The sequence below is a fragment of the Streptomyces sp. SID11385 genome, assembly GCF_010548245.1.
In the GTDB taxonomy this organism is placed as follows: domain Bacteria; phylum Actinomycetota; class Actinomycetes; order Streptomycetales; family Streptomycetaceae; genus Streptomyces.
This window is the reverse complement of record NZ_JAAGLR010000998.1, coordinates 1-273: the sequence shown is the minus strand read 5'-3', so window position 1 is coordinate 273 and position 273 is coordinate 1. Positions and strand designations below refer to the sequence as shown.

Sequence of the window (273 nt, the reverse complement as noted above, 5' to 3'; positions counted from 1 at the left end):
GCGGCTGATCAGCGACACCAGCCGGTGCGGCCCCGACTGGATCTCCACCTGCGCCACCACGTCGTCGGCCGTCACCGCGACGACGATCCCGGCGAACGAGTTCCGTACCGACGTCAGGACGTCCCCGGGTACCGGATGCAGCCCGGCGGCACGCTCCGTGGCGAAGCACGCGAGGCTGACGCCGTCGATCACCCGGTTTCCCGAACCGCCCCGGTCCATCGCGAGCTGACCACCGTCGGCCCAGCGGCGAACGGTCTCCGGACTCACGGCCAG

At 71.8% G+C, this 273-nt stretch carries 1 protein-coding gene; it reads right to left on the bottom strand.

From position 1 onward, the window contains the following. Positions 1 to 273 (bottom strand): TOBE domain-containing protein (locus G3I42_RS30370; RefSeq protein ID WP_239096781.1); only part of this gene is annotated, 273 nt, incomplete at both ends.